Genomic DNA, 24,062 nt, shown 5'->3' on the forward strand with positions numbered 1-24,062 from the left:
GGAGGGTTCCTCCCGTGTCGTGGCCGCGGCCGACGGCCTGAAAGATTCTTTCGGGGATCGCCTTGCGGGGTGAAACTTTCCTGTCAGGTGCGGGATGTGTCAATGGGGTGTGCGTGGCCGTATAGGGAGGACGGGCGCGGCCGATTGCCCGACGTCGTCCGGCGAGACATCGGGAAAGCCCTTCCCCCGCCGGGGGACCGCGGCATCCCGCGCCCCAGCAGACGGAGCTGAGCCGGTCTCCGGGAGTCGGGCACGCCGTCCTCGGCTTCACACCGTTCCCCCGCCGTCGCCGTCGTCGCGGCCCTCAGCCGGGCCGGCGGGCCTGGGCGTGCTCGGCTCGGTCCGCCGCACCGCCCCCGACGACCTCGAACGGGACCTCGACCGGATCGAGGCACACATCGGAGGGCGGCCCTGCGGCGTCGACGTCGTGACGCCCGCGAAGAAGGCGGAGGGCGTCACCGGGGCTGACGCGGAGGCGATGATCCCCGAGCGGCACCGCAGGTACGTCAAGGAGCTGCTCGCCCGCACGGTGTGCCCGCACCCGCCGACAGCGAGGCAGCAGGCCGGCCCATCACCGGGTGGAGGGAACAGGTCGCCCGCGACCGGCTCGACGTCGCCTTCGACCACCCCGTCGCACTGCCGGCCAACCCCCCGGCCCGCCCCCCGGCGTCGTGGTCCAGGGCTACGAGGCCGCGGACACACCGGGGAGACCGCCTCCATGGTGCTCACCCCCGATGCCTCCGGCGCCCAAGGGGGAGGGCAGGAGCCGCCCGGTGTGACGTCCACTCACCACCGGGCGGGCCCCTGCGACCTCACTCATCGCATGAACACGCGGGTCTCACCCCGCATCGACACGCACGGCCTCGCTCAACGCTCCCGCACGTGGACCACCTTCAGCTCCGGCGAGGACCGGATGTCCTTCTCGCAGAAGCGGGACGTCACCCACCGCTCACCCGAGAACAGCCGCGTCTGGTCGCTGAAGTACGGCGACTTCGGGTTCGACGACTGGGAGTACGTCAGCAGCGTCCGAGCCACCGGGCACCCGCTGCCGTCCCAGCCGACGGCCTGGACGTAACTGGACCCGGTCGACACCTCCGTGTACCCGCGGGCCGGGTCCCACCGCGCCTCGACCTTGTTCCAGACGCCCAGTGACTCCGTACCGCCGGGCACGGCGATCCGCTTGTCGCCACGTTCCACGAACTGGTGCTCACCGAGCCGGGAGTCGAGCGCGATGCCCCCGGCCCGCAGCTCGGTGACGGTGTCCGCGAGAGCCGTGGCGAAGCCCGGAACGGAGGTGTCGAGACCACGCGGGGTACGGACCGGATCGGTGGCCGAGAACGGCACCTTCCACAGCTGCGTCTCCGGCCCCGCCGCCGTGAGCCTCCGCCAGAACCGGTCGAAGAGCAGTGCGCCCCGGCTGCCGGTGTCCATGGTGCGATCCCACCCGGCGAGCACGGCACACGACTTCCGTACGTCCACCTCCCTGCCGTCCGTGCCCCGCGCGGTGCCGCCCGGCAGCGCGGCGCAGGCCTTCACCATGTCGTCGCCGACGAGATCGGCCGCGGGCGCCCGGTTGGCGAACTGCTGCCGCTCGAGGTCCCGTACGGTCAGGCGGCCCCGGCCCGCCATCGCGGCGACGTCCTCGATGGCACCCCGGGTGCGCATCGACCGCTGCGTGCCGACCGTGCCGAAGACCCGCTCGTAACCGGTCAGCGGCCGGTCGGCGTTGGACAGCCACGCGCTGTCGTTGGAGTTCTCCGCGTACGGCGCGTCCTTCAGGGTGGGCATCCTGGACTGGCCGAAGATGCCCGGCTGCACGGCGTCACGGTCGCGGCCGAGGGCGCAGTCCCCGCGTGAACCGTCCAGGATCGCGAGCCCCGACGAGGGGTAGGTGACCTGGCCGAGCGCTGTCGAACAGCGCTGCGCGAGCTCGTCGGTGATGCGGGGAAGCACCTGTGACTGGGTGAACAGGCTGTGGCCCCGGGAGTCGGCGGCGATCGTGTTGACCCAGGGCAGACCCTGGGTGCGCCGCAGCGTGTCGAGGACATCGCGGGTGTCGCGGGCCTTGCTGAAGCCCAGCCCGGTGTCGGAGGCACGCAGGTTGGTGGCGTTGGGATCGTTCAGCGCGTAGGCCGTGCCGCCCGTCCAGGGCAGGGGCAGCGAGGCGCCGAGCGAGGTGACGACGGGACCGTAGCGGGTCCACCACTGGCTGCGGGTCACCGGAGTGCCGTTCACCACCGGCACGGTGACGGTACGTTTCCGCATCCGTTCCCGCTTGCCGTCGACCAAATAGGCCGTTGGGTCGGCCGGGTCGAGCGTCAGCCGGTGGAGGTTGAGCGTGACACCGGTGGCGACGGTGTGGCTCCACGCCATGCGAGTGTTGTGGCCTATGGACACGGCCACCGTGCCCAGAAGGGAACCGCCCGCCACGTTCAGCTCGCCGGGGATGGTCTGCTGCGACTGCCAGAACCGGCGGCCACCCTGCCAGGGATAGTGCGGGTTGCCGAGCAGCAGGCCGCGCCCGTTCGCCGTGGTCCCGCCGCTGAAGGCGACCGCGTTGGAGCCCATGTCGGCACTGTCGGCGGCGAACAGCTCACGAGCGGCCCGCGCGGCCTCCTCGGGCGAGGGCGACGGAGCCGCCCCCGCCGTGTCCCCGGCCTCCGAAGGCTCAGCGGATCCCGGTGACGCGGAGGATCCCGAACCCTCCGCCGTGCCCGGCCCGGCCGAAGCAGGCGGCTGGGCGGCCGTGATGGCGTCCACGGCCCGGCCCTGTCCGCCGAGCACGGCGATCGCGAATCCGCGCGCCGCCACGTCCAGCGTGGTCACCGGCCGCACCCAGTCGGCGTTCCGGCAGGCCGGGTCGGTGATCCGGTTCTGCTTCAGCCAGGCGTTGTACCCGGCCGCGAAGCCCCGCATCAGCTCCTTCACCGAACGGCTCGGGCCACTCGGCGCGGGCTGCGCGAGCAGCTTCTCCACCGTGCCGGCCTCCCGCACGCCCCGGAAGTACAGGTCGCTGGAGAGGTTCGTGCCGGCCGAGGACAGCGAGTAGTCGGGTGCGGCGTCCGGCCCGAAGAACAGCGAGCGGTCGCCGCGGACCGTCACGAACCCGTCGGCGAGTGTGCACACCTGGTCGGCGGCCTGCGCCCAGCCGTTGCCGAAGCCCAGGTTCGCGTAGTCCTTCGCGACGATGTGCGGAATGCCGTGCTCGGTGTAGCGGACCACGGCGGACAAGCCGTGGTGGGACGGATGTTCCTGACGGCCCGCTTGCTCGGCGGCAACGGCCGGCAGCGTGGCACCCATGGTCAACAGGGTCACCGCCGCGACGGTCGACCGTCTCGGACGTAAACGCATCGTGCCTCCCGACATCGCTGGGGGAAGGGGTGGTTGAGGGTAACAGTGGACATCCGCACCGGTCGGGGGCGTGAGCCGGACCGTTCGCGCGGTCTGTTGCCGACCGGTCCGGTGTCTTGACCTCCCCGGCCGGTGAACCGAGGATCGTCTTCCATGACGCCCGGACACGCCAGCACGGTTGACGGACTCCTGCGACGCAGCGCCCGCCGCACCCCGGCGCGCGTCGCCGTCGAGTACGGCGACCGCACCTGGACGTACGACGCGCTCGACACCGCCGTCTCCCGTGCGGCGAGCGTCCTGCTCGGCACGGGGCTGTCGCCCGGCGACCGGGTCGGCGCCTACGGCCACAACTCCGACGCCTATCTGATCGGCTTCCTCGCCTGCGCCCGCGCGGGCCTGGTGCACGTACCGGTCAACCAGAACCTGACCGGCGACGACCTGGCCTACCTCGTCGGCCAGTCCGGCAGCGGCCTGGTCCTCGCGGACCCCGACCTCGCCGGGCGGCTCCCGGACGGCGTACGGACGCTGCCCCTGCGCGACGCCGACGGCTCGCTGCTCGACCTGCTGGCCGAGGCGCCCGCCCACGACGGTCCCGAGCCGCGCTCCGAGGACCTGGTGCAACTGCTCTACACCTCCGGCACCACCGCCCGGCCCAAGGGCGCGATGATGACCCACCGCGCCCTGGTGCACGAGTACCTGAGCGCCATTACCGCCCTCGACCTCCGGGCGGGCGACCTCCCCGTGCACGCGCTGCCGCTCTACCACTCGGCGCAGATGCACGTCTTCCTGCTGCCCTACCTCGCGGTCGGCGCGACCAACGTCATTCTCGACGCGCCCGACGGCGACCGGATCTTCGATCTGATCGAGGCGGGCCGCGCGGACAGCCTGTTCGCCCCGCCCACGGTCTGGATCGGCCTGTCCCACCGCCCTGACTTCGCGACCCGGGACCTGAGTGGACTGCGCAAGGCGTACTACGGGGCGTCGATCATGCCGGTGCCGGTCCTGGAGCGGCTGACCCGGCGGCTGCCGGACCTGGCCGTCTACAACTGCTTCGGGCAGAGTGAGATCGGCCCGCTGGCGACCGTCCTCGCTCCCGACGAGCACAAGGGGCGCATGGACTCCTGCGGGCGGCCCGTGCTGTTCGTGGACGCGCGGGTGGTCGACGAGGACGGCAAGGACGTACCCGACGGGACACCCGGTGAGATCGTCTACCGGTCGCCGCAGCTGTGCGAGGGGTACTGGGACAAGCCAGAGGAGACCGCCGAGGCCTTCCGCGACGGCTGGTTCCACTCCGGGGACCTCGCGGTGCGGGACGCCCACGGCTACTTCACCATCGTCGACCGGGTGAAGGACGTCATCAACTCCGGCGGCGTCCTGGTCGCCTCGCGGCAGGTCGAGGACGCGCTGTACACGCACGAGGCGGTCGCCGAGGCGGCCGTGATCGGCCTTCCCGACGACCGCTGGGTGGAGGCCGTCACGGCGGTCGTCGTCGCGCGCGGCGAGGCGACGGAGGAGGAGCTGATCGCGCACGCGCGCGAGCGACTCTCCTCCTTCAAGGTGCCGAAGAGGGTGCTGTTCGTGGACGAGCTGCCGCGCAACGCCAGCGGGAAGATCCTCAAGCGGGAGCTGCGCGACCGCTTCACCGGGTGAACGCGGTACCCGAACCGGCGTGAACCGGCGCGGCTCAGCGCGGACGCAGGTCCACGATCCGCCGGATCTTGCCCACCGACCGCTCCAGCGTCTCCGGATCGACGATCTCCACCCCGACCGACACCCCGACGCCGTCCTTCACGGCCGCCTCGACGGACCGGGCCGCCGCCGCGCGGGTGGCGGCGTCCGAGTCCGGCCGGGCCTCGGCGCGCACCGTGAGGGCGTCCATACGGCCCTCCCGGGTGAGCCGGAGCTGGAAGTGCGGCGCCACACCCGGTGTGCGCAGCACGATCTCCTCGATCTGGGTGGGGAAGAGGTTCACCCCGCGCAGGATCACCATGTCGTCGCTGCGGCCGGTGACCTTCTCCATGCGCCGGAACGTCCGGGCCGTCCCCGGCAACAGCCGGGTCAGGTCCCGCGTCCGGTACCGGACGACCGGCATCGCCTCCTTGGTGAGCGAGGTGAACACCAGCTCGCCCCGCTCGCCCTCCGGCAGCACCTCGCCGGTAAGGGGGTCGACGACCTCCGGGAAGAAGTGGTCCTCCCAGATGTGCAGCCCGTCCTTGGTCTCCACGCACTCCTGCGCGACACCCGGCCCGATGACCTCCGACAGTCCGTATATGTCGACCGCGTCGATCGCGAACCGCTCCTCGATCTCCTGCCGCATCCGCTCCGTCCAGGGCTCGGCGCCGAAGATCCCCACGCGCAGGGAGGTGCCGCGCGGATCGACGCCCTGCCGCTCGAACTCGTCCAGCAGGGTGAGCATGTAGGACGGCGTCACCATGATCACCGCGGGCTTCAGGTCCTGGATCAGCTGCACCTGCCGGGCCGTCATGCCGCCGGAGGCGGGGATCACCGTGCAGCCGAGCCGCTCGGCGCCGTAGTGGGCGCCCAGGCCGCCGGTGAACAGGCCGTAGCCGTACGCCACATGCACCGTGTCCCCGGGCCGCCCGCCCGCCGCGCGGATCGAACGGGCCACCATGTCCGCCCATATGGACAGGTCGCCCTCGGTGTAGCCGACCACCGTGGGGCGCCCGGTGGTCCCGCTGGAGGCGTGCAGCCGGCGGATCCGTTCGCGCGGCACGGCGAACATCCCGTACGGGTAGTTCTCCCGCAGGTCCGCCTTGGTGGTGAACGGGAACCGGGACAGGTCGGCGAGGGAGCGGCAGTCGTCCGGGTGGACGCCTGCCGCCTCGAAGGACGCCCGGTAGAACGGCACATGGTCGTAGGCGTGCCGCAATGAGGACTGCAGCCGCTCCAGTTGGAGTGCCCGCAGCTCCTCCGCGTCGAGCCGTTCCGCCGGGTCGAGCAGGTCCACCGCCTGAGCCATCAGGAACTTCCCCTCGCTCATCGCATCCACCGTATCAATCACGCCAATACGGGCGACCGATCATTCGGTCGTTTCCGCAGGCATCAGTAATCCAGCCCTACCCCGCCCAAGGCAAGAGCCGGGGCACACTTCTTCCGTGCGTCGGGGATGCCGTGAGCGGGGAGAGAGGGCAGCGGGGTGGGGCCGGGAGGTCTCCGCTCAGCCGGTGGCGCCGGACGCGCCGCCGTTCCCGCCGTGCTTGCCTCCCTGCGGTCCGTACGCGGTCATGAAGCGGTCGCGGAACTCGTCCATGCCCCAGCGCGGGGCGTCGGGCGCGGGCTTGAGGCCGTCGGTCCAGTTCCAGTCCGCCACCCGGTCCAGGACCTTCCGGTCGCGGGCGACGATCGTGATCGGCACGTCCTTGCTGGTGCTGCCGGCGGTGACGGTCGGGACGGGCTGGTGGTCGCCGAGGAAGACCAGGACCGTGTCCTCGTCGCCGTACCGTTCCATCCACTCAATCAGACTGCGCAGCGAGTACTCGACGGACTTGCGGTACTCGGTGCGTACCTTCTCCGGGTCCTGCCAGACCTCGGCGGGGTCGGTGCCCTCCTTCTTGATCTCGTGGAACACGGAGCCGTCGCCGAGGTCGTCCCAGTCGATCATGTGGGCGTTGGGGGACCACGGGTTGTGGCTGGAGGCGAGGATGATCTCCGCCATGATCGGTTCACGGTCCTCCCTGCCGTGCTCCAGCCGCTCGAAGGCCTCCATGCTGAACTGGTCGGGCACCGGCGTCCAGCTGAAGTACGGGCCCTGGTAGCCGAGGTGCTCGGAGTCGTAGATGTGGTCCAGGCCGAAGTACTTGCCCTCCGGCCAGGCCCGTCGCACCCCGGGCACGATACCGACGGTGCGCCAGTCACCAGTCTTGCGGAAGTAGTTGGTGAGGGTCATGCGGTCGCTGGTGGTGAGGCTGCGGTAGCGCTGCTGGTTCTTGATCCACAGGCCGGACAGGAAGGTGGAGTGGGCGAGCCAGCTGCCCGCGCCCGTCACCGGCGACCTGAGCCAGCCGCTGCGCGACTCGAAACCGGCGGCCTTCAGGGTGCCGGTGCCCTCCTTCAGTACCGCGTCGATCGGCTCCGCCATCGCCGGATCGTCGATCGCGACCCGGCCGTAGCTCTCGATGAAGGTGAACAGGACGTCCTTGCCACGCAGCCCGGTGAACAACTGGTCGGGCGGGGTGCCGGCGAAGGCGTCGACGGCGGCCTGCCGCTCGAAGACCCGCGTGTCCCTGAGCCCCGCGCGCACCTGCTCCACGCGGTTGCCCAGCATCTCCGCGGTGCCCTTGGTGGCGAGCGGGACGCCGGTGATCTGCACGCCCAGGGTGACACAGGTGATCCATGCGACGCCGAGGACCAGGGTGGTACGGGCGGCGGCCGGACGGTGGCGGGCCATCAGGTTCGTGATCCGCACCGCCGCCAGCGTCATCAGCGCCAGCAGGGCGACGAACAGGACGATCACACCGATCACGGCGAGGATCTGCCCGCCCCGGCCGAACGACTCCCGGACGAACTCGGCCGCGTCGTCGAACAGGATCCAGTCGAGCACCAGGTCGAACGGCCGGGCCAGCACCTGGTAGAACCCCATGTCCACCATCTTCAGGACGGTGAGCAGACCGAGCAGGGCGCCCGAGACCACCGCCGTGATCCGCCGGGGCCTCGGCGGCAGCGCGAGCAGCAGCGTCGCCAGCAGGACGCCTTCGGCCGGGATGCGGAGGAACGCCTCGGGGGACAGCCGCTCCACGCGGTTCGGCACGAGGAGCGCGAACAGCAGCAGCGCTCCGGCCAGGACGGTCGTCCCGACGGTGACACCACGGGCGGCGCGGGGGTGGTTGCGGCGCCAGCGGTCCCGTCGCGTGGGCGCCGGGCCGCCGGGGGTCTCCTCGGAGGGCTTGGGCGTGCCGGCGGGGGCGGTGGGGTTGTCGGTGGTTTCGCTCGGTCCGTCGTCCGGGTCCGCTCCGCTCTCGGTGGGGGCCGACAGCTGACGGGAGCGTGTGAAGAGCTGCACCCGGGGGTCCTTCCGTGCGGTATTGCGAGGGCATGGCACACCGGGCCCGTGAACGGGCCTGCCGCCATCAGTACGTCCGCACGTCATCCCGCGTTCAATCGCGCGGTCCGAAGTCCGCGGTCCGAAGTCCGTGCTTCGGAGTCCGCCGTCAGGAGTCCGCCGTCAGGACGCAGGCGGTCCCGGCGCGCGTCACGTGCGCCTTGCTCCGATCAGCCCCCGAGTCCTGACCCGTCCGCCCCGAGTCCTGACCCGTCCGCCCCGCGTCCGTGTCGTGCCCGCGCTCCCCGTGCCGCCCCTGTGGAAAGGCACTCCTGACATGACCTGTCGGCGGCCGGAACCGATCGCTAGGCTGGCCGCGGACAACGGAAATCGGGAGGAGCACGGACGTGGCCGAAAGCACCACCCAGCAGCGACCGCTCACCGGCTGGGACAAGCCCGACCTGGACCTGAGCAACGCACAGTGGCAGTCCAGCAGCCGAGGCCTGGGGGATGTCCAGATCGCCTTCGTGGAGGGCTTCATCGCCATGCGGAACAGTGGGCACCCTCAGAGCCCTTCCCTGATCTTCACCCCGGCCGAATGGGGCGCCTTCGTGTCCGGAGCCCGGGAGGGGGAGTTCGACCTGACGTGAGCAGGACGCGTACGTCCCGGGGTGCATTTCCTGGGGTCTGCCGACCGGTGAGCGGAAGGACCGCCGGACAGGTGTCGCCGCCGATCTTCTGGACACACGACCAGGGATACCCTTCCGGGGCCGGGGCCAGGCCCGAGCCAGGACGGCCCCGGAAAGTGAGCGCCGTAGTCCGGAAATGAGGAACCCCATGAGCAGCCAGCCGGTCGTCGCGGCGGTCGACGGTTCGGACGACAGTCTGCGCGCCCTGGAGTGGGCCCTCGGCGCCGCACACCGGCGCGAGGCCCCACTGCGGGTGGCGCACGTACGCCAGTACGCCCTCTGGGGACGGCCCGACGCGGCGCCCGCCGTTCTTCCCGCAGCCGAGGACGACGCGGTCCTCGGTCTGGTCCGCAGCCGGCTGGAGGACCGCACCGGCCTTCCCGCCGTCGATTTCGTCGCCCTGGACGGCGCTCCCGGTGCCGTCCTGGCCGAACTGGGGGCCACGGCACAGCTGCTGGTGCTCGGCTCCCGAGGCCGCGGCGGTTTCGCCAGCCTGCTGCTCGGCTCCAACTCCCTTGCCGCGGCCCGGGATGCCGAATGCCCCGTCGTCGTGGTCCCCCGGCCCGACCGGGACACCGGCACGCCCGCCGAAGCTTCCGGAGCGGGCCCCGGCGTCGTCGGCGTGAACGTCGACAGCCCCGACGAGGCCACCCTCGCCTTCGCCTTCCGCGAGGCCGCCCTGCGCGGCGCCGGGCTCCGCGTCCTGGCCGCCTATCCGTGGCCCCTGCAGACCTGGATGCTGCCGGGAGAGATGCCCGCGCCGCAGATCGACCAGAGCGCCGTCGAGCACGAGACCCGCATCCTCGCCGACGGCTTCCTCGCCCCGCACCGCGAACGGCACCCAGAGGTCACCACCGAGATCCGGGTGCTGCCCGGGGACGCCGCCGGGCACCTGGTCGCGGCTTCCGAGGGGGCCGGACTGGTTGTCGTGGGACGCCACCGGCGACGCCTGCTGGCACCGGCCCGCATGATGGGCTCCGTCACCCAGGCCGTCCTGCTCCACGCGTCGAGCCCCGTCGCGGTGGTCCCGCCGGCGCCGCCGGAGGAGTAGCCCCCGCGAAAAGCTGCGGGCCGTCCACGAGGACTGTCCGCAGGGCCGACGACAGCGGCGGACCGGGTGGGCGTGGCGGGCGTCGCCCGGTCGTCCGCCCGCGGGCCCGGGCACGTACCATGGCGGCATGTCGTTCCTCCGCCGCCGCAGCGCCACTCCCGCCGGACCCGACTTCGACGTCCTGGCCATGGACCCGGGCGACTGGCCCGGAAACCTGGGCGCCGGGCTGCTGCCCGCCCCCGACGGCACCTGCCAGGGCGTCTTCCTGCGCTACGACCTGTTCGGCGGCCGCGGCCCCGCGATGATCATCGGCAATCTGCCGGAGGGCTCCCCGGCCCGCGAGGTCCCCGAGGGCGAGGTTCCCTTCGAGGTCGGACAGCTGCTGCTGGCGCTGGAGAACGACGAGGAAGTGACCGTCGTCGGTACCGAGGACGTGCCCGTGATGCAGGGCGACAACCTGCTCATCGTGCGTCGAGTGAAGCTCTCCGAGAGCCGGATCTCCTGCGTGCAGTTCGACCGCAGCGACAACGTGCTGGTCACCATCGCCGCCTGGGACCGCCCCATCACCGACGACCTGTACACCCTCCTCAAGCCGCTGCCCGCCGAACTGTTCCAGCAGGGCTGACCGGCCCGGACCGGCCCCCGTTCCCCGACTGGGAACAGGGGCCGGAATCGAAGGCCGCAACCGAGCGTCGGGGACGGCCGCCGCTACACCGTTTTCACCGTCACGTCCGCCGCCCGCACGAACGCGACCCGGTGGCCGAACTGGATCTGGTAGTACAGCTCCTTGCCCCGGACCACCTGGTGCGAGGACGGGTCGAAGGTCACCGCGTACAGGTACTCACCGGGCATCTTGCCCCCGGTGACGTACTGCTGGCCCTTCAGCAGCGTGTACGGCAGCGGGGACACGTCCTGCACGGGCACCCCCTCCGGATAAGCGGCCTTCTCCGGGTAGGCGCGTCCGTACACCGGCACGGAGTCCGAGCCCTTTTTCGGGGTCACCACCCGGCCCGCGGCGGGCACCGCGGTGGGCTGCTCCTTCGGGTTCCTGAACCAGGCCTTCTGCCCCAGGTACCAGATCGCGGTCCAGCCGTTCCACCGGTCGGCGACCGCGTACTGCTGGCCGGTCGACACCCGTGAGGACAGGTCGTTCACCCCGGTCGTCGGGTTCGAACCCAGGCCGATGTCCCTGATCAGGGCAGACTTCTCGTCGTGGTCGGAGTACAGCCGTACCGCACTGGACCCGTGCACCGCGCACGGCTCGCCCGCGGTCTCGCAGCCCGTGAACACCGGGCCGTGGGCGGCGTAGTCGGGGCGGATCGTCACCAGGCCGCCGTTCTTCCCGGCCGTGGCCTCGAACGGGCTGCCCAGCAGCTCGAAGTAGTGCGCCCAGTCCCAGTAGGGCCCGGGGTCCGTGTGCATGCCGGGCACGGTCGCCGCGGTCGTACCCGGCACGGTGTCGTGGCCGAGGATGTGCTGCCGGTCCAGAGGAATGTCGTACTTCTCGGCGAGATACCGCACCAGACGGGCCGAGGAACGGTACATCGCCTCGGTGTACCAGGCGTCCGGTTCCGCCAGGAAGCCCTCGTGCTCCAGCCCGATCGACCCGGCGTTGACGTACCAGTTGCCCGCGTGCCAGGCCACGTCCTTCGCCTTCACATGCTGGGCGATGTGACCGTCGGTCGAGCGCAGACTGTAGTGCCACGACACATAGGTGGGGTCCTGCACCATGCTGAGAACACTCTCCCAGGCGCCCTCGGTGTCATGGACGACGATGTACCGGATCGGCTGCGACGCAGGGCGGTCCGACAGGTCGTGGTTGCCGTAGTCGCCGTCTCCGAACTCTTCGTACGGCGCCGGGATCCACTCGCAGGACACCGTCGCGGGACACTCCGTGGCGGTGGCGGAGCCGGCGGACACGGTCCGCAGACCGGCGCCGGGCAGCGCCGACCGGTTTGGGGCGAGGCCCGGACGGGCGGCCAGGGCGACCGGCTCTCCCGTGTCCGTGACCCGGTACGCACCGGCGCGGATCACCTCGTAGACCTCGTCCGCGTACGCCGCCGCCGACGCGGTGTCGTCCGCGCCGGAGAAGCGGGCCACCGCGCCGTACCAGTCCGCCGGGTCCTCGCTCGGCGCCCCGCCGAGCTCCCGCCGGGCCTCGGCCAGCAGCGCGGCACCGCCCGCCACGTTCGCGGCCGGGTCGTCGCGCAGCCGCTCGGCGCTCAGCCCGGTCAGCTCGGCCGCCCTCGGCAGGGTGGCCAGCCGGTCCGGGAGAGAACCGGCGCGCGGCACGTGGGCCTCGGGGCGCAGCGGAGGCCGGGCGTCATCGCCGCGGGGGTCCTCCGTCCCCTCGTCGTGATGCGACGTCGCCGCCGCCAGTGCGGCGCGGGCGTCCGTGAGGTGCATCGGACCGTAGCCGCCGGTCACACTCGGCGCGCCGTCGTGCGTGTCCCAGCGGGACTGGAGGTAGGAGACGCCCAGCAGCACGCTCCGCGGCACCTCGTACGCGGCGGCTGCGGCGACGAAAGCTTCCTGCAGCCGGGTCTCGTCGGACGGAGCGGCAACCGGTGGGACAGCGGACGGGGCCGCGCCGAGCAGCGGCAGCGTGAGCGCTGCCGCAGCCAGGGCGCCGGCCGTACGGCGGGCAGGGCGGGAACCGACGACCGGCGCACGGCCGGGTCGGGTGGGGGATCCTCGCAACGCGGTCTCCTGGGACGATCGGGCGGGATGGTCCGTACGAGCCACAGGGCCGTACGGAGGCCTGCGGTGCGTCTGTGTTACCGGCTGGCCGATGATCCGTCAATCATGCCCAGGAGAGGAGTGATTCCCCTGTCACTCGGGGTCCACAGGACTTTCGTGGCGGCGGCCCGGAGACCTGCGGTACGTCAATGGCGTACACCGATGGAGCCGGGAACCGGCCGTGAAATTCCGGGAACGTGCCAACACCGTGCCGAGACCCGGGGGAACGCGCCAGGACGTGCGAAGGCCCGCGGCGCTTCCCCACCGGGAAGCGCCGCGGGCCTTCGCACGTCCCCGTGGGATCAGCGTGTGCCGACCGCCGCGCGCACGGCCTTGCGGGCCAGCTGACAGTCGTCGTGCAGCCGCCGCAGCAGCAGCCGCTGCTCCTCGCCGGACGGCAGCGCGCCCGGCTGGGCCGCGTTCGGCGCCACCGGGGGCGCGTCGTGCATCGAACGCTGCACGGCCGTCTCGTAGGTACGGATCTCGCGCGTCAGCACCAGCATCAGGTTCACCAGGAACGCGTCGCGTGAGGCGTGGCCCGCCGACTGCGCGATCTGGCTGATCTGCCGCCGCGCCACCGGGGCGTCCCCGAGGACCGCCCACAGCGTCGCCAGGTCGTAACCCGGCAGGTACCAGCCCGCGTGCTCCCAGTCCACCAGCACTGGACCGGCCGGTGAGATCAGGATGTTGGAGAGCAGCGCGTCGCCGTGACAGAACTGGCCCATGCCGTGGCGCCCTGCCGCGTGCGCGATGCCGTGCAGCAGCTTCTGCAGATCGCCCATGTCCCGGTCGGTGAGCAGACCCAGCTCGTGATAGCGGGCGATCCGCGCCGCGTAGTCCAGCGGGGCGTCGAACGTGCCGGAGGGCGGGCGCCATGTGTTCAGCCGGCAGATCGCGCCGAGCGCGGCCCTGATGTCCGCCCGTGGTGGTACCTCCACCGGGTGCCGCTGCAGTGCCGCCACCCGGCCGGGCATCCGCTCGATCACCAAGGTGCAGTTGTCCGGGTCCGCCGCGATCAGCCGGGGTGCCCGCGCGGGCGGGCGGTGCCGGACGAACGAGCGGTAGACCGCTATCTCGTGCCGGAACCGCTCGGCCCAGGCGGGCGAGTGATCCGTTAAGCACTTGGCCACCGCGGTGCTCCGGCCGGTCGTACCGACCAGGAGGACGGACCGGCCGTTGCGGCGCAGCACCTGCACCGGCGCGAACTCCGGACAGATGCGGTGCACCGACGCGATCGCCGAGCGTAACTGGGCGCCCTGGGGGCCGGACAGGTCGATCCGGCCGCTGAGTTGCTGGGGGCCGGAGCCCGGGGCGCGCCGTGCCTTGCCCGCACCGAGTACGGGGGCCGCCTGGCGAGCGGGGGCGAGGTAGGGGCCGCTGTCCGCCGGACGCGGACGGAGCGGCCGGGGCGGGGCGGACACGGAGGACGATGCTGCGTACATGGGTGATACAGATCCCTTCGTGTGCCTGCGACGTCAGCGCACCACACGGCCCGGTCGCCCAGACGCATCCTGGGGAATGCCCCGGCCAAGACCGGGTCGTGGTGGCGCATTCCTACTCGACACCCGATGACCCCTGGCACACCATCTGGCGCACCCTGGCGAACCCTGGCGAATAGTCGCCCGGCACCTTTCACCCGGCTACTGTCAACTCAGCCGAGAACCTGGGGGCTTGACGTGAGCGGACAACCCAACACCCGGCTCTCGGACCTGTTCGGCCTGGCCGGCTGGTCCAAGGGCGAACTCGCGAGGCTGGTCAACCGGCAGGCGGCGGCCATGGGCCATCCCCAGCTGGCGACCGACACCTCCCGAGTGCGGCGCTGGATCGACATGGGAGAGATCCCGCGCGATCCCGTCCCGCGGGTGCTGGCGGCCCTGTTCACCGAGCGTCTCGGCCGTGTCGTGACCATCGAGGATCTCGGTCTGGTCCGGCACGGGCGTACGGGGAAACGGCCACGCGGCGGGAGTACGGAACATCCCGACGGAGTGCCGTGGGCGCCCGAGCGGACAGCCGAGGTCCTCACCGAATTCACGGGAATGGACCTCATGCTCAACCGACGCGGCTTGGTGGGCGCGGGCGCCGCGCTCGCCGCGGGATCCGCACTCACCGGTGCCATGCACGACTGGCTGCACACGGATCCCGCCCTGACCACTGAAACTCCCCGACTCGACCATCCGCTGCACGCCGACTCCGCCGGGTTCGACCGGTACGAGGCCGCCCCCATCGGGTCCCAGGAGATCGAGGAACTCGAGCGCTCCGTGGAGGTGTTCCGCGCCTGGGACGCCGCCCGGGGCGGCGGCCTCCAGCGCAAGGCGGTGGTCGGCCAGCTCAATGAGGTGGGCGGCATGCTCGCCTACCACCACCCACCCCATCTCCAGCGGCGCCTGTGGGGCGTCGCCGCCAATCTCGCCGTCCTCGCCGGGTGGATGTCGCACGACGTCGGCCTGGAACCCACGGCGCAGAAGTACTTCATCATCGCCGCGCACGCCGCGCGGGAGGGCGGCGACCGGCCGCGCGCGGGGGAGGCGCTGTCCCGCGCGGCCCGTCAGATGGTCCACCTGGGCCGGCCCGACGAGGCCCTGGACCTGCTGAAACTCGCTCACTCGGGCTCGGGTGAGGAGGCCCTGCCGCGCACCCGCGCGATGTTCCACACCATCGAGGCCTGGGCACAGGCGTCCATGGGCAAGGGGCAGGCGATGCGCCGCACCCTGGGCCGGGCCGAGGACCTGTTCGTCTCCGACCGGGGGCCGGACCAGGAGCCGCCGGACTGGATGCAGACCTTCAAGGACGAGGATCTGTACGGCATGCACGCCCTGGCCTACCGCACACTGGCCGAGTTCGAGCCCGACGCGGCGGTGCACGCCCAGCACTACGCGGAGAAGGCGCTGTCCCTGCGCATCGACGGCCGGGAGCGGTCGAAGATCTTCGACCATCTCTCCATGGCCTCCGCCTGCTTCATCGCCGACGACCCGGAACAGGCCGACCGGTACGCGCGTCTCGCGCTGATGTCGATGGGCTCCAACTCCTCGCGTCGCACCTGGGACCGGCTGCGCGAGATGTACCGGCTCACCGCCGAGTACTCCTCGTATCCCAGGATCCAGGAACTGCGGGAGGAGATCAGGGTGGCCCTGCCGAGGCCCAGGGGCAAGGGGGCCGGCGCACAGGCGTAGCGGGGCCGGGGGAGTACGGGAACGCCGGGGGAGCGCGGGCGCTTCATCGCGAGGCCCGTTGTGCTTCTCGTACGAGACCGCCGACGCCGGATCAGAGGCTCAGGAGCCTTACGAGGCCACCCGGGCGACGAGTACACAGGCATCGTCCTCGCGTTCTCTGTCACCGAACTCCCGCAGGACGGCCAGCAGGCACTCCTGCGCGGTACGGCTTTCAGTGAACCGCGGGGCCAGGTCGACCAGTCGGCGGACGGATGCGGCCCCGGCCCCTCCGGGCACCAGCCCGTCGGTGTGCAGCAGCAGCAGGTCGTCGGCCTCGAGGGTCTCCTCGGCCTGCCCGTAGGAGGCGGTCGGGGCGGCGCCCAGCAGGACGCCGTCCGGGGCGTCCAGCGCGCGTCCCGTTCCGCCGCGGAACAGCAGGGGGACGGGGTGTCCGGCCTGCGCCCACATCAGGGAGCGTGTCTCGGGCCGGTAGCGCAGACAGAGGCCACTGCCGTGGGCGGGCTGCCCGGTGGCGTCCAGTAACCGGTTGAGGCAGGTCATCAGTGGTCCGGGCTCGGTGCCGGACATCGCCATGCCCCGCATGGCGCCGAGCAGCATCGCCATGCCCGAGGCCACGCCGACGCCCTGCCCGGTCAGCTCGCCGACACTGAGCAGGGTGGTGCCGTCGGACAGTTCGAGGGCGTCGTACCACTCTCCGCCGGTCGCCGCACCCGTCGCCGACGGGAGGCGCCGGGCGGCGACGTCCAGGGCCCGGGGCCCCCTTCGCGGGAGCCGCAGGGAGCCGCGCCACGCCGGCAGCACGGCTTCCTGCAGCTCGACCGCGAGCCGGCGCTCGGCCCGCGCCGCGTCCTGCCCCTGGTGGCGCAGCGAGTCACGGGTCTCGCTGACCGCCCTTCGGCACCGGCGCAGTTCGCTGACGTCCCGCAGCACGGCCCACATCGAGGCGGTGCTGCCGTCGGTCCCGAGGACCGGTTCGCCCATCATGTGCACGGTCCGGACGCTGCCGTCCGGGCGTATCAGCCGGAACTCGCCGTCGATGGGCCGGGCGTCGACGAGGCAGCCCGTGACCATCGCCGTGAGCCTCGGCCGGTCCTCGTCGTGCACCAGCGACGGCAGCTCGTCGAGAGTGAGCGGCGGAGCGGCCGGGTCGCGGTCCAGGATGCGGTACAACTCCTCGGACCAACTGGCCTCGTCCGTCAGCAGGTTCCACTCGGCACTGCCGACCCGGCTGAGCAGGGCGCCCTGCCTCGGCGTGGACTGCGTGGTGGGCGGGGGTCCGGCCGGCCCTGCGGGAGCGGCCGGCGCGGGTACGGGCAGCGGGCCGTCCCGCAGCTGAGCCAGGTGCTCGTCCAGGTCGTTGAGCTGGTGCAGCGCCAGGTCGTACAGTGCGCGCTGCCAGCGGTCCTGCGGGTCCGAGGTGTCCGCCGGGGTGCCGCGCCGTACGGCGTCCACGTCGCCCTTGAGCCGCCGGGTCTGCGAGATGAGCGCGTCGACCGGGTCGCGTCCTGGCGGCTGGGCTGTTGAGCGGTCCGCGGAGAGGTGGGGCGGCATGACGCACTCCGATGTGGGACGGTTCGGGCCAGAGTCGGACGGAGGGACCGTTACGACTGTTGCACAGCCCGCCACGCCCTGTAAGGGATTCGGCAAGACACCTTAAGGTCATGCCCATGGCGTATGCCACTGTCTTCGCGGGGTCACTCGGAGACGTGTGCCGGGTATCGACCTGGCGGGCCAAATCCCTTGGGGAGTAAGTGACTTGATGAGGGTTCCGGTCGACATCAGCGGCACGCGCGCATGTTCGACGGACAAGTGTTTGTTCGCAGAAGTGATCCGTATCGTCCTCATCGCGGGGTGCCCGACCGGATTCCGGCCGGGCACCCCGCGACGGGACAGGAACCTCGCGACGGAACGTGCGGCAGCCCCCGGGGCCTGCTCCGCCTGTCTCAGTACCGCAGTACGCCCGCGATCCGGCTCGCGTCCCCGAGGGCGCCGTCCGGGACGAAGCGGACCTCGGCGCCCGTCTCCAGGCACTGCTCGACCAGCTCGTCCACGATGTCCTCGCGGGCGTCCAGGTCGCCGGACTCGGCGGCGACCAGATGCTCGCCCGCCTCGCGCACCGTCACCCGGAAGTTCTCCTCGACGGCCAGCAGCTGGACCCGTCCGTCCCGGGTGTTCTGCCACAGCTCGTCGACCCCGGCCGCGAACCTCTTGCGCCCGCGGGCCGTCTCCAGGGCCCGGCGGACATCCTCGGTGCTCTTGCGGGCCTCGCTCTCGAGCACGGGGCGCAGGGCCTGCCACACCGCGTCGGGTGTGCCGTGCGCGAGACCGCCGTGCTGGACGTGCACCGCGTCCCGGGCCACGCCGCCGGCCTCGCCCAGCAGGGACAGCGCGGCCGGCTCCCCGGTGACGTACAAGGGCCGCGGATGCTCACGCAGGATCGCGCCCATCGCGGTGTCGGTCTCGCGCAGGAACCGGCGGGTGCCTTCGTCCCGGAAGGCGCTCGGCTGATCCCCGACCTGCTCCAGGCGCTCGGGGTCGAAGTTCTCCACGGTACGGATCAGGGGGAAGCCGCCGGCATGCTCCTCGGTGACCCGGTCCGTGCCGCCGTTCCACAGCGTGGCCCGGTCCGGGGAGACGGACAGCGCCCAGAAGGGGCGCTCCGCCGTGTGGGCGGACACCAGGTTGCGGGTGAGGAAGGTGTCCGAGAGCACCACACGCTCCGGCACCGACCGGGCGAGCGACCACACCTGGTGCTCGCCCGGAGCGGCGAAGATGACCAGGCCGTCCTCGGAGTGCGTCAGGTCGACCTCGGCCAGGGCCCGGTCGAGCTGCCGCTCCACTTCTCCACGCCGGTCCCGGGTGACCGCGGGATCGGCCTCCAGCTGTTTCTTGGCCTCGGCCACCGCATTGCGCAGCCGGACCGGATCCTGGGCGTTGAGAGGATCGCGCCGGTGCGTCGGCGTCAGCACCGACACCGCGGGGTAGGGGCGCGGGCGGCGAAGCTCGGCAAGGGTTGCGGGACTCAGATCGTGCTCCATGACAGCACCATAGAGCCGAATCGCGGATCGGGCATTTGGGGCACCTGTTGCGCCGTTCGGGTGCGGGCTCATGAGCGGGTGTCGTCCTCGGCGCCGCAGGAGCTGCCGCTGGGCGGCAGGGTGCCGTAGAGGAGGAAGTCGTCGATCGTGCGGTGGACGCAGTCGGACGATCCGTAGCCGGTGTGACCCTCGGCCCGGTTGTCCAGCACCACGGCCGACGGGCCGAGCCGCTCGGCCGTCTCCACCGTCCACCGGTACGGTGTGGCCGGGTCGCCCCGGGTGCCGACCAGCAGCATCTTCGGAGTGTCGACGTCCTTGACCTTCTCCCGGATGAAGTCGGTCCCCTTGGGGCGGCCGTGACACATCAGCACCTGGGCGAGCCGGTAGCGGCCGAAGACCGGGGAGGCATCCTCGTAGGCGGTGCGCAGCCGGTCGAGGTCCCGGGTCACCTGCTCGGCGGCCGGGCGGTCGGGATCGTCCGCGCAGTTCACCGCCATCAGCGCGGCCGGCAGGTTGTCCAGCGGCACCTCCTCCTCGTCGACGGGCGGATCGTCGGCGCGATGCGGCAGGGGGAGTGTCACCCCGCCGGTGGCGAAGGCCTCCACCCCGCGCGTGTCCCCGTTCTCCATCAGCTCCGCGAGCGCCCGTTGCAGCAAGGGCCACAGTTCCCTGCTGTAGAGGCCCTGGCCCAGGGCGACCGCGAGGTCCTGACCGGTGAACTCGTAACCGAAATCGGTCGGTACGGGTTTCCCGTCGAGCGAGTTGACCAGTTTTACGGCCAACTGCCGTGCCTTGCGCGGGTCCTGGCCGAACGGGCAGGCGATGTCCTCGGTGCACCAGGTCAGGAAGTGCTCGAGCGCGGTCTGCTGGCCCCGTACGCTCGCCAGCCCCTGTTCGGCCAGTGGTTCGGTCAGCGTGTCCACTCCGTCCAGTACCAACCGGCCCACCCTCTCGGGGAACCGGGCCGCGTACACCGCGGCCAGCCGGGTTCCGTAGGAGAAGCCCAGGTAGTTGAGCTTCTTGTCGCCGAGCACCTGCCGTATGACGTCCAGGTCCCGTGCGACGTTCACGGTGCCGATGTGCGGCAGTACCGGGCCCGAGCGCCGGGTGCACTCGGCCGCCACCTCGCGCAGCTGAGCGAGCGTTTTCCGCGGATCGGCCAGATCCTCGCCGCCGGTTGCTTCCAGCGCCTGGCCGGTGGCCTCCGTGCCGCAGCTGACCGGTGAGGAGCGGCCGACGCCGCGCGGGTCGAAGGACACCACGTCGTAATCGTCGGTGAGGCCCATGAACTCCTTGCCGCCGTGGGCGAGTCCGAGGACCCCCGAACCGCCCGGCCCGCCGAAGTTCAGCACCACCGAGCCGCGGGGGTCGCCCGTGGCGCGGTAGCGGGCGAGGGCCAGTTCGAGGGAGCCTTTGCCGGGTTCGGCGTAGTCGACCGGGACGGTGATCTTCCCGCACTGCAGGTCCTCGGGCAGGCCCGCGCCCTCGCACGCCGACCACTTGATCTTCTGGTCGTAGAACCGGCCGAGGCCGGGGCTATCGGCGGTGGCCGCCGGGAGCCCCGCGCCCAGCAGGGCCAGTCCGGCCGCCCCGGTGACCGCGCAGCGCCGGACCGGGAGTCGCATGGAGAGCTTGGCCAGCATCGATGCCTCCAGGGGCGCCCCACAGCGGACCGGGAACCGGCGCCCTCGATCACGATACGGGGACCCCACCGGCCCCGCCTGTCGGCCGGGCACGGCACCCTGCCGTGCCCGGCCTGGCACCCTGGAGCCCGTCGCCCCGTGCCTCCGTTCGGCAGCCGACCCCGAAGTTCGAGCGGCGGGCGCTCCACGGAGTGAACGGCGTGCGACTTTCGGACAGGCCATGACCCGGTCGGCGCACTCGCGTTCTCTCCGGTGCGGGTGAGCGCCCGCGACCATGTCCGGAAGGCAGGCAACCTATGAGACGGGCTACCCGAAACGGCCTGATCGCCGTTGCCGCAGCGTCGGGCGCGATGGCCGTGGTGACACCGGCGCACGCCGACGCCGGCGCGGAGGGCGTCGCGGCCGGTTCCCCCGGGGCGATCTCCGGGAACACCGTCCAGCTCCCGGTGCACATCCCGGTGAACGCCTGCGGGAACACGGTGAACGTGGTGGGCCTCCTCGACCCGGCCGCGGGCAACACCTGCGTCAACGAGGGAGTGGACGAGCAGGGCGGACACCAGGGGCCCCACGGGTCCTCGGGCGGTGCCGCAGCCGACGGCAGCGCGCAGGACTCCCGGGCGTGGCATCCGGCAACGGGGTGCGGTTGCCCGTCGACCTCCCCGTCAACGTGAGTGGGAACAGCGTGAACGTGGTCGGCGTAGGCAACCCCGCCCTCGGCAACGAGTCCACGAACACCTCGGAGGGGGTGCCCGGCCGCCCGGTCGAACCGGCACCCGAGCCGGTCGACCCGCCCCGCACCCTCCCCGCCCCGGAACCCGAGGCGCACGCCGCCGCCCCGGCCGTCCCCGTCGGCTCGAGCGCCCTCGCCGAAACGGGCGCGGACCAGACCTTCCCGGTCCTCGCCACCGGAGTGGCGCTCTTCCTCGGCGGGGTCGCCCTGTACCGCCGCTCCCGCCTGGGAGCGGGCACGGGCGCGCAGGCCTGAGGCCGACGGGGACAGGGCCCTTGGGGCGGCGACGCCCCGCGCCGGGTCAGCCGCCCGCGCGGTGGAACCTGTGGTGCAGCTGCCGCACGGCCTCCGTCAGTTCGGGGACGGGACCGTCCACGGTCACGCCGGGGGCGATCTCGCTCACGGGCAGCGTCCGCACCGGCGGCGCGGGCACGCCCAGCTCGGTGAGCCAGGACCCCAACTGGGCGGAGGAGGCGACGTACACGATCCGGCCGAGGCCCACCCAGGCGTGCGCGGCGGCACACATCGGGCAGTGCTCGCCGGAGGTGTACACAGTGGCGGCGGCCCGCTCACCGGGCGTCATCCGGGCCGCCGCCCAGCGCGCCAGCTCGAACTCGGGGTGCCGGGTACGGTCCCCGGAGGCCACCCGGTTGTGGTCCTCGGCGAGTACGGTGCCGTCGCCGGCCACCAGGACCGAACCGAACGGCTCGTCCCCGGCCTCCAGCGCCTCGGTGGCCAGCTCCACGCAGCGGCGCAGATAGGGCAGTTCGGTGTCCTTCACGACCATGGGGCGAGGCCTTTCTCCCTGAGAGTGGGTCTACGGCAACCCTATGCTCGGGCGCCGTGCGGACGCGATGCCAAATCCCGTTGCCCGGCCGGGCGGGCCCGTGCTGAGGTGTGCCGTATGGATCACGCCGCGGTACTCGCCCTGTTCGACCGTGAGCTGCGCGAAGACGCGCGGCCGGACGGCCCCGACGCCCGCGTCGAACGCATCGGCCCGGTGGTGCGTCAGACCGCCCCGCGGCACGGCTGGAACGGCGTCGTCTGGTCCGGCCTGGGCGGGGCGGCGGAGCCGGGGGAGCGGCGCGAGGGCGGCCCGGACCCGCGGGGGACGGATGTGGACATGGTGATCGCCGCGCAGATCGCGTACTTCACCGGGCTGAACCGCGAGTTCGAGTGGAAGCTGTACGGCCATGATCTGCCCGCGGGCCTCGGGCAGCGGCTCGTGGCGGCGGGGTTCACGCCCGGACCCGAGGAGACGCTGATGATCGGCGAGATCCCCGAGCTGCGCCTCGACACCGAGCCCCCCAAGGGCGTCCGGATCGTACCCGTCACCGACCGGGCGGGCGTCGACCTGATGATCGACGTGCACGAGAAGGCGTTCCGGGCCGACGCTTCCTGGCTGCGGCACCAGATGCTCGACCGGCTCACCGCGGCGCCCGACACCATGGTCGCCGTGGTGGCCCTGGCCGGCCGGGAGCCGGTGAGCGCGGCCCGGATGGAACTCGTGCCCGGCACCCGGTTCGCCGGTCTCTGGGGTGGAGGCACCGTCGATGCCTGGAGGGGCAGGGGCATCTACCGCACGCTGGTGGCCCACCGGGCACGGGCCGCCGCCGAGCGCGGCTGCCGCTACCTCCAGGTCGACGCCTCCAGCCGGAGCCGCCCGATTCTGGAACGCCTCGGCTTCGCCCCACTCACCACGACGGCTCCTTACGTGTATGTCCCGTAGCATCGGCCGGCGTCGGCATCCTGCCCAGGTCCGCCACCCGTTGGGAACTCCGTGTGTCCGTGTCCTCTGTCGGCTTCGCCGTGATGTCGATCGGAGCCGTGGCCACCGCGGCGGGCGCTCTTCTGTACGTCCATCCGGGCCCGGGCCTTCCGGTCCTCGCCGTGGGACCGGCGCTCATGGCCGCCGGGGCTGCGGTACGGATCGGCGGCCGTCGGCGTCGGCCCTGAGAGCCCACCCTTCGAGGACCACCGCGGGTCACAGTGCTGCGCTGCCTTCAGATCAACTGAGCCGTCGCTGAAGTACCCGCCGCGATCACCTCGTAGGCGCTCCGGCATCCGGGGACACGAACGGGTCCGGCGGGGACGCACTCTCGTGGCGTGTCCCCGCCGGACCCGTGCCCGCGCTGTTCTCCGTGTGCGCCCCGAGCCGCCGGACCTCTCGCGTCAGCGGGGCGTCTTCACCCGGTCCAGCGCGGCCACACCCAAGGCGGCGAGGCCGATCTGGATGAGCCACTCGATCCAGTCGACGCCCTTGGTGTCGGCCACCCCGAACGCCGAGGCGATCGCCGAGCCGATGAGCGCGGCGACGATGCCGACGAGGATCGTCCACAGAACCCCGATGTGCTGGCGACCCGGGACCACGAGCCGGCCCAGGACTCCGATGACAATGCCGATGATGATGGCACTGATGATGCCGCCGATCTCCATCTCGCCCCTCCTCCTCGAAACAACCCGCTTGCAGAGCTTGTGCCCGCGGTCGGCGGGGGACAGTCCCCCGATATCCGGGTCCCGGGCCCCACGGGCTCGCCCCGTCGCTTCGGGCATGCCCGCCCCGGTACGGACGAGCGGGCCGGATCCGGAGGCGAAGGAGCCGGTCCGCGGTGAACGCGGGCCGGCCTGTACTCGGTCGGTTTCCTTCTACGG

General features: G+C 72.1%; 17 protein-coding genes and 2 pseudogenes. 9 read left to right on the forward strand and 10 right to left on the reverse strand.

Annotation, left to right across the window (positions count from 1 at the left end; translation table 11 throughout):
* Window positions 1–227: 227 nt before the first annotated feature.
* A pseudogene (locus ACFP2V_RS24225) lies at window positions 228–766 on the forward strand (nitronate monooxygenase); the annotation flags it as partial.
* A gap of 101 nt (window positions 767–867) precedes the next feature.
* Here the strand turns inward: ACFP2V_RS24225 and ACFP2V_RS24230 are convergent.
* On the reverse strand, window positions 868–3,351 hold the full coding sequence (locus ACFP2V_RS24230) for a penicillin acylase family protein (RefSeq protein WP_381216325.1): 2,484 nt from the start codon (window positions 3,349–3,351) through the stop codon (window positions 868–870).
* A 153-nt stretch (window positions 3,352–3,504) separates the two neighbouring features.
* Here ACFP2V_RS24230 and ACFP2V_RS24235 point away from each other — a divergent pair, with 153 nt between their 5' ends.
* Window positions 3,505–5,001 (forward strand): acyl-CoA synthetase, encoded by a 1,497-nt coding sequence (locus ACFP2V_RS24235; RefSeq protein WP_381216328.1) that lies wholly within the window; start codon window positions 3,505–3,507, stop codon window positions 4,999–5,001.
* A gap of 34 nt (window positions 5,002–5,035) precedes the next feature.
* Here ACFP2V_RS24235 and paaK read toward each other — a convergent pair whose 3' ends face one another.
* A complete protein-coding gene (gene paaK / locus ACFP2V_RS24240) occupies window positions 5,036–6,331 on the reverse strand; it encodes a phenylacetate--CoA ligase PaaK (protein WP_381216478.1) in 1,296 nt (431 codons plus the stop codon).
* 198 nt (window positions 6,332–6,529) lie between these two features.
* Window positions 6,530–8,371 carry an alkaline phosphatase family protein gene (locus ACFP2V_RS24245; protein ID WP_381216331.1) on the reverse strand — a complete coding sequence of 614 codons (1,842 nt, stop codon included), beginning with the start codon at window positions 8,369–8,371 and terminating at the stop codon, window positions 6,530–6,532.
* Between the two features lie 386 nt (window positions 8,372–8,757).
* On the opposite strand from ACFP2V_RS24245, the gene ACFP2V_RS24250 reads away from it, so the two are divergent.
* The 3 genes from ACFP2V_RS24250 to ACFP2V_RS24260 all read left to right on the forward strand — a co-directional run bounded on the left by ACFP2V_RS24250 (window position 8,758) and on the right by ACFP2V_RS24260 (window position 10,715).
* Entirely contained in the window at window positions 8,758–9,000 is a 243-nt protein-coding gene (locus ACFP2V_RS24250; RefSeq protein ID WP_381216334.1) for a DUF397 domain-containing protein, read from the forward strand.
* Window positions 9,001–9,187: 187 nt separating this feature from the next.
* Window positions 9,188–10,090 carry a universal stress protein gene (locus ACFP2V_RS24255; protein ID WP_381216337.1) on the forward strand — a complete coding sequence of 301 codons (903 nt, stop codon included), beginning with the start codon at window positions 9,188–9,190 and terminating at the stop codon, window positions 10,088–10,090.
* A gap of 127 nt (window positions 10,091–10,217) precedes the next feature.
* Window positions 10,218–10,715 carry a glycosyltransferase family protein gene (locus ACFP2V_RS24260; protein WP_055574914.1) on the forward strand — a complete coding sequence of 166 codons (498 nt, stop codon included), beginning with the start codon at window positions 10,218–10,220 and terminating at the stop codon, window positions 10,713–10,715.
* Between the two features lie 83 nt (window positions 10,716–10,798).
* On the opposite strand, the gene ACFP2V_RS24265 is transcribed toward ACFP2V_RS24260, so the two are convergent.
* Together ACFP2V_RS24265 and ACFP2V_RS24270 are read right to left on the reverse strand one after the other, a co-directional pair.
* Window positions 10,799–12,790 carry an N-acetylmuramoyl-L-alanine amidase gene (locus ACFP2V_RS24265; RefSeq protein ID WP_381216341.1) on the reverse strand — a complete coding sequence of 664 codons (1,992 nt, stop codon included), beginning with the start codon at window positions 12,788–12,790 and terminating at the stop codon, window positions 10,799–10,801.
* 341 nt (window positions 12,791–13,131) lie between these two features.
* Complete coding sequence (locus ACFP2V_RS24270; protein WP_381216344.1) at window positions 13,132–14,271, reverse strand: aminoglycoside phosphotransferase family protein; 1,140 nt, start codon at window positions 14,269–14,271, stop codon at window positions 13,132–13,134.
* 234 nt (window positions 14,272–14,505) lie between these two features.
* Between ACFP2V_RS24270 and ACFP2V_RS24275 the strand changes: the two genes are divergently transcribed.
* Window positions 14,506–15,999 carry a DNA-binding protein NsdB gene (locus ACFP2V_RS24275; protein ID WP_381216347.1) on the forward strand — a complete coding sequence of 498 codons (1,494 nt, stop codon included), beginning with the start codon at window positions 14,506–14,508 and terminating at the stop codon, window positions 15,997–15,999.
* Between the two features lie 108 nt (window positions 16,000–16,107).
* Here the strand turns inward: ACFP2V_RS24275 and ACFP2V_RS24280 are convergent, their stop codons facing one another.
* From ACFP2V_RS24280 to ACFP2V_RS24290, 3 genes are all read right to left on the reverse strand, one after another.
* Window positions 16,108–17,550, reverse strand: coding sequence for a PP2C family protein-serine/threonine phosphatase (locus tag ACFP2V_RS24280; protein WP_381216350.1), 1,443 nt, complete (start codon window positions 17,548–17,550; stop codon window positions 16,108–16,110).
* A gap of 392 nt (window positions 17,551–17,942) precedes the next feature.
* The gene (locus tag ACFP2V_RS24285; protein WP_381216353.1) at window positions 17,943–19,037 is read right to left on the reverse strand and encodes a baeRF3 domain-containing protein; all 1,095 of its coding nucleotides are present in this window, start codon (window positions 19,035–19,037) and stop codon (window positions 17,943–17,945) included.
* A gap of 68 nt (window positions 19,038–19,105) precedes the next feature.
* Window positions 19,106–20,680 carry an alpha/beta hydrolase gene (locus ACFP2V_RS24290; protein ID WP_381216356.1) on the reverse strand — a complete coding sequence of 525 codons (1,575 nt, stop codon included), beginning with the start codon at window positions 20,678–20,680 and terminating at the stop codon, window positions 19,106–19,108.
* A 296-nt stretch (window positions 20,681–20,976) separates the two neighbouring features.
* Here ACFP2V_RS24290 and ACFP2V_RS24295 point away from each other — a divergent pair.
* Window positions 20,977–21,665: pseudogene (locus ACFP2V_RS24295) on the forward strand (chaplin).
* A gap of 46 nt (window positions 21,666–21,711) precedes the next feature.
* Here ACFP2V_RS24295 and ACFP2V_RS24300 read toward each other — a convergent pair.
* Complete coding sequence (locus ACFP2V_RS24300; RefSeq protein ID WP_381216359.1) at window positions 21,712–22,197, reverse strand: nucleoside deaminase; 486 nt, start codon at window positions 22,195–22,197, stop codon at window positions 21,712–21,714.
* A 117-nt stretch (window positions 22,198–22,314) separates the two neighbouring features.
* On the opposite strand from ACFP2V_RS24300, the gene ACFP2V_RS24305 reads away from it, so the two are divergent.
* Both ACFP2V_RS24305 and ACFP2V_RS24310 read left to right on the forward strand, forming a co-directional pair.
* Window positions 22,315–23,139 carry a GNAT family N-acetyltransferase gene (locus tag ACFP2V_RS24305; RefSeq protein ID WP_381216362.1) on the forward strand — a complete coding sequence of 275 codons (825 nt, stop codon included), beginning with the start codon at window positions 22,315–22,317 and terminating at the stop codon, window positions 23,137–23,139.
* Window positions 23,140–23,192: 53 nt separating this feature from the next.
* Entirely contained in the window at window positions 23,193–23,366 is a 174-nt protein-coding gene (locus tag ACFP2V_RS24310; protein WP_381216364.1) for a hypothetical protein, read from the forward strand.
* Between the two features lie 216 nt (window positions 23,367–23,582).
* Here the strand turns inward: ACFP2V_RS24310 and ACFP2V_RS24315 are convergent, their stop codons facing one another.
* Window positions 23,583–23,846, reverse strand: coding sequence for a GlsB/YeaQ/YmgE family stress response membrane protein (locus ACFP2V_RS24315; protein ID WP_381216367.1), 264 nt, complete (start codon window positions 23,844–23,846; stop codon window positions 23,583–23,585).
* Between the last annotated feature and the right edge of the window lie 216 nt (window positions 23,847–24,062).

Source organism: Streptomyces incanus (assembly GCF_042656345.1).
Lineage (GTDB): Bacteria > Actinomycetota > Actinomycetes > Streptomycetales > Streptomycetaceae > Streptomyces > Streptomyces incanus.

Coding starts and splice junctions, on each gene's coding strand:
- ACFP2V_RS24255 (WP_381216337.1), top strand. CDS start 9,188: ATGAGCAGCCAGCCGGTCGTCGCGGCGGTCGACGGTTCGGACGACAGT.
- ACFP2V_RS24230 (WP_381216325.1), bottom strand. CDS start 3,351: ATGCGTTTACGTCCGAGACGGTCGACCGTCGCGGCGGTGACCCTGTTG.
- ACFP2V_RS24280 (WP_381216350.1), bottom strand. CDS start 17,550: ATGCCGCCCCACCTCTCCGCGGACCGCTCAACAGCCCAGCCGCCAGGA.
- ACFP2V_RS24260 (WP_055574914.1), top strand. CDS start 10,218: ATGTCGTTCCTCCGCCGCCGCAGCGCCACTCCCGCCGGACCCGACTTC.
- ACFP2V_RS24285 (WP_381216353.1), bottom strand. CDS start 19,037: ATGGAGCACGATCTGAGTCCCGCAACCCTTGCCGAGCTTCGCCGCCCG.
- ACFP2V_RS24300 (WP_381216359.1), bottom strand. CDS start 22,197: ATGGTCGTGAAGGACACCGAACTGCCCTATCTGCGCCGCTGCGTGGAG.
- ACFP2V_RS24235 (WP_381216328.1), top strand. CDS start 3,505: ATGACGCCCGGACACGCCAGCACGGTTGACGGACTCCTGCGACGCAGC.
- ACFP2V_RS24315 (WP_381216367.1), bottom strand. CDS start 23,846: ATGGAGATCGGCGGCATCATCAGTGCCATCATCATCGGCATTGTCATC.
- ACFP2V_RS24270 (WP_381216344.1), bottom strand. CDS start 14,271: ATGTACGCAGCATCGTCCTCCGTGTCCGCCCCGCCCCGGCCGCTCCGT.
- ACFP2V_RS24290 (WP_381216356.1), bottom strand. CDS start 20,680: ATGCTGGCCAAGCTCTCCATGCGACTCCCGGTCCGGCGCTGCGCGGTC.
- paaK (WP_381216478.1), bottom strand. CDS start 6,331: ATGGCTCAGGCGGTGGACCTGCTCGACCCGGCGGAACGGCTCGACGCG.
- ACFP2V_RS24305 (WP_381216362.1), top strand. CDS start 22,315: ATGGATCACGCCGCGGTACTCGCCCTGTTCGACCGTGAGCTGCGCGAA.